The sequence below is a fragment of the Streptomyces sp. W16 genome, assembly GCF_033194735.1.
Taxonomy (GTDB): Bacteria; Actinomycetota; Actinomycetes; order Streptomycetales; family Streptomycetaceae; genus Streptomyces.
In genome coordinates this window covers 1-3,447 of the sequence record NZ_JAWOAI010000776.1, presented here as the reverse complement: position 1 = coordinate 3,447, position 3,447 = coordinate 1, and the positions used below count along the sequence as shown (strand labels likewise).

The window sequence follows — 3,447 nt, the reverse complement described above, 5'->3', positions numbered from 1 at the left end:
GGTGGCGGTGCGGACGCGATGGCGGGCGTAGCGGAAGCCGCGTTCGAAGCGGATGTAGGCGCCGAGAACGGTGATGTCGAGGAGGACCGCCTCGCGGTGCTCGGCGGTGCACAACAGGGCTTCCGCCGCCGCCCGTTCGTGCACACAGTGGAAGCCGCAGTCGCAGCGGCGCGCGGGCGAACGGTGGCGTCGGCCGTAGACGCAGGACGCGTCGGCCACGACTCCGTACGGCAGCGCGCCGCCCAGCGACACACCGGTGAACCCGGCCCGGGTGCCGTCCTGGGACAGCACCGGGTGGGCGATCTTGAATCCGGTCGGCGGCTCCGTCGGGCGTTCCTCGGGGAGCCGCAGTCTCATCGGGCGGCCGGGACCTCTTCGGGCGCCTTCTCCGCCGTCAACTCCGCAATGTTCTCGGGGAGTTCGAGTTCCTCGTGGTGGATCTGCGGCCGCTCCTCGGCGACTCCGGTGGCCAGTGCCTTGCCGAGCTTCATGACGCCTCCCGTGACCAGGGGGTGGATGAACTTCCCACGCCTGTGAGCTTCCTGGCCATGGTGACCCATGAAGGGGCCAATTGGACATAGGGCCTTGGCCTGGAGGAGCGACCGGGGAGTCGTCGTCCCGAATCCCGGTGGAATCCCAGTGGATTCGGAGCGAGGGGGATGCCTTATGCCGCACCCAACGCCTTCGCCACCGCGTCTCGGACCTCTTCCTCCGAAGGTACGGATCGGCCCTGGCGTGCCGCGAGTTCGGCAAGGGAGGTCATCGTCACGCCGGGCAGGCCGCAGGCCGTGAAACGGGTGAACTCGGCGAGGTCGGGGGCGATGTTGAGGGCGAAGCCGTGGCTCGTCACGCCGCCCCGGATGCGCATGCCGATCGAGGCGAGCTTCGCGCCGTCCGGTGTCCACACGCCGACCAGGGACTGGGCGCCGGGCGGGGTGTCCCGTCGTAGCGTCTCGAAACCGAGGGTGGCGCAGGCGTCGATCAGGGCGTGCTCGACCTGGCGCACGATGTCGGCGGGGCCGCGCTCGCGGAGGTTGAGGACCAGGTAGCCGATCAGCTGGCCGGGGCCGTGGTAGGTGGCCTGGCCGCCGCGGTCGACCGGGACCAGGGGGATCGGCGAGTCGGTGGGGAGTTCGGCGGGCGGGGTGCGGGAGCCGTAGGTGATGACGGGCGGGTGGCTGAGCAGGGCGAGCCGGTCGGGAATCTCGCCGGCCCGGCGTTGCCCGACCCAGCCGGTCATCCGCTCGACGGCCTCCTCGTACGGCACTTCGCCGAGGTCGAGCCGCTCGATGTCTTCCGCGGCTCCCCTGCTCACTTCACCCATGACGCAGCATCTCTTATCAATACCCTGTAGGAGAATTAAGTGGAGCTTCACTGTTGCTCTGCCGAGACTACTCCCATGACGAACACTGCCACCTCCGCAGCAGCACCCTTCGGCCGCGCCCTCTGCGCGATGATCACCCCCTTCACCGAGTCGGGCACGCTCGACCTCGACGGGGCCCAACTCCTCGCCGAGCGGCTGGTGTCGGAGGGCTGCGACGGGCTCGTACTGTCCGGGACGACCGGCGAGTCGCCGACCACGACGGACGCGGAGAAGGCGGCGCTCGTCGCGGCCGTCCGCGAGGCGGTGGGCGACCGTGCGTCGCTCGTCTCGGGCGTGGGCACCTTCGACACCCGGCACACCGTGGAACTCGCCCTGCAGGCCGAAAAGGCGGGCGCGGACGGGGTGTTGGTGGTCTCGCCGTACTACAGCAAGCCCCCGCAGGACGCCCTGGAGGCGCACTTCCGCGAGGTCGCCGACTCCTGCGGCCTGCCCGTCGTGCTCTACGACATCCCGGGCCGCACCGGCACCCGTATCGAACCGGAGACCATGATCCGGCTCGCCGAGCACCCCCGGATAGTCGCGGTCAAGGACTGCTCCTACGACTTCCTCGGCACCCAAAAGGTGCTGGACCGCACCGACTTGGCGTACTACGCGGGCTGCGACGAACACATCCTGGCGCTGTACGCGGTGGGCGCGGCGGGGTACGTGAGCACGGTCGCGAACGTCGTGCCCGGCCAACTCCGGGCGATCCTGGACGCGTTCGAGGCGGGCGACACCCCCGTGTCCGCCCGCCTCCAACAACGCGCCACGCCGCTCATCGAGTTGATGATGTCGGCGGGACTGCCCGGCACCGTCACCGTCAAGGCTCTCCTCAACGAACTCGGCCTGCCCGCAGGCCCCGTCCGCTCACCGCTACAGTCCGCCGGCCGCGAGGCGGTCGGCGGACTGCTGGCGGCGTACGAGGAGTTCGTGGCCGGCTGACCTGGGCTCGGCCCCGGTCAGCGCTCCGCGAAGACCGGCTCCCACCGTCCGGCGCTGGAGTCGGTGCCCTGGCGGAAGCCGCTCAGCGGTACTTCCTTGTCGCTGCCGATGGTGACCAGCACCAGCCGCTGGTGGTACTCGCTCTCCTTCGCCCCCTTCCCGATGTCCCAGGCGATGAGGGACTTGTCGTCGACCCAGGCGAGCAGTTGCTGCCCGTGAATCTCGGTCTCGCTGCCGGTGGTGGCGTCGACGACGTAGGACGAGGTGTGCCACTTCTTGCCCGCGAAGTCACCGGCGACGAGCTTGCCGCTGGGCGAGTCCCACGCGTCGACGTACCAGACCAGGTACTTCTGGTTCTCCGGTACGGGCCTGGCGGCGCCCTTGAGGTCCCAGAACTGCTTGCCGATGTCGCCCTCGGGGTTCCCGGCCCAGACGTACCTGCCGTCCCGGGTGAGGGCGAAGTCCTGGCGGGAGTTGATGAAGCCGGGGCCCATGGGGTTGCTCGCGTCGCCGCCGATCTTGACCTCGCTCCAGGAGCCGTTGCCGGAGGCCACGTCGAAGACGTAGAAGCCGGTGCGGCTCGACGGCTCCTTCGCGTTCCAGTCGTTGGAGCCCGTCAGCTTGACCCTCTGGTCCGGGTTCTCGCCGTAGGTCGTAGCGACGAGCTTCCGTCCGTCGTGCGAGAACTGGAGCCCCGCGACCTTGTGGTCGACCTGGATCCACCGCTCGACCTTGCCCGTGGTCAGGTCCAGCAGACCGATCCGGGAGGCGGGCAGGGTCTTCTCCAGGACGGCGGCGGTCTTCATGCCGGGGGCGACGGCGACGATGGACCACTGGGGGGCCTTCACGTACTTGCCGGTCTTCTGGTCCAGCAGCCAGTAGACGCGCTGGGAGACGGCCTCCGTGGCCGACCGCTTGACGGTGGTCGGAATGTAGTAGGCGGCAAGTGCCGTGTTCCCGGCCGCGATCAGGTCGCTCGGCGGCGACTGGCTCGGGTGGGCGCTGACCCCCTGCTGCTGTACGACGCCCGACGGACGCACGTCGTCCTTCCCGGAGTCCAGCAGCGGCACGGCGACCGCGACGGCGACCACGGCCGCCGTGGCGGCGGCGATGCTCGCGAGCCTGCGGTTGCGGCGACGCCG

Annotated in this window: 4 protein-coding genes and 1 pseudogene; 1 reads left to right on the top strand and 4 read right to left on the bottom strand. The window is 69.9% G+C overall.

The annotated features are described in order from the left end of the window. The 3 genes and pseudogenes from R6V09_RS49020 to lipB form a co-directional block, all read right to left on the bottom strand. Positions 1-357 (bottom strand): annotated as a pseudogene (locus R6V09_RS49020) (hypothetical protein); the annotation flags it as partial. Then, on the bottom strand, positions 354-491 hold the full coding sequence (locus tag R6V09_RS49015) for a hypothetical protein (RefSeq protein WP_317887921.1): 138 nt from the start codon (positions 489-491) through the stop codon (positions 354-356). The gene R6V09_RS49015 and the pseudogene R6V09_RS49020, both read right to left, overlap by 4 nt. Before the next feature lie 173 nt (positions 492-664). Further along, positions 665-1,324 carry a lipoyl(octanoyl) transferase LipB gene (gene lipB, locus R6V09_RS49010; RefSeq protein ID WP_317887920.1) on the bottom strand — a complete coding sequence of 220 codons (660 nt, stop codon included), beginning with the start codon at positions 1,322-1,324 and terminating at the stop codon, positions 665-667. Between the two features lie 75 nt (positions 1,325-1,399). On the opposite strand from lipB, the gene dapA reads away from it, so the two are divergent. Further along, the gene (gene dapA / locus R6V09_RS49005; RefSeq protein ID WP_317887919.1) at positions 1,400-2,305 is read left to right on the top strand and encodes a 4-hydroxy-tetrahydrodipicolinate synthase; all 906 of its coding nucleotides are present in this window, start codon (positions 1,400-1,402) and stop codon (positions 2,303-2,305) included. A 17-nt stretch (positions 2,306-2,322) separates the two neighbouring features. Here the strand turns inward: dapA and R6V09_RS49000 are convergent. Continuing rightward, positions 2,323-3,447: WD40 repeat domain-containing protein (locus R6V09_RS49000; protein ID WP_317887918.1), on the bottom strand; the 1,125-nt coding region annotated here is incomplete at its 5' end.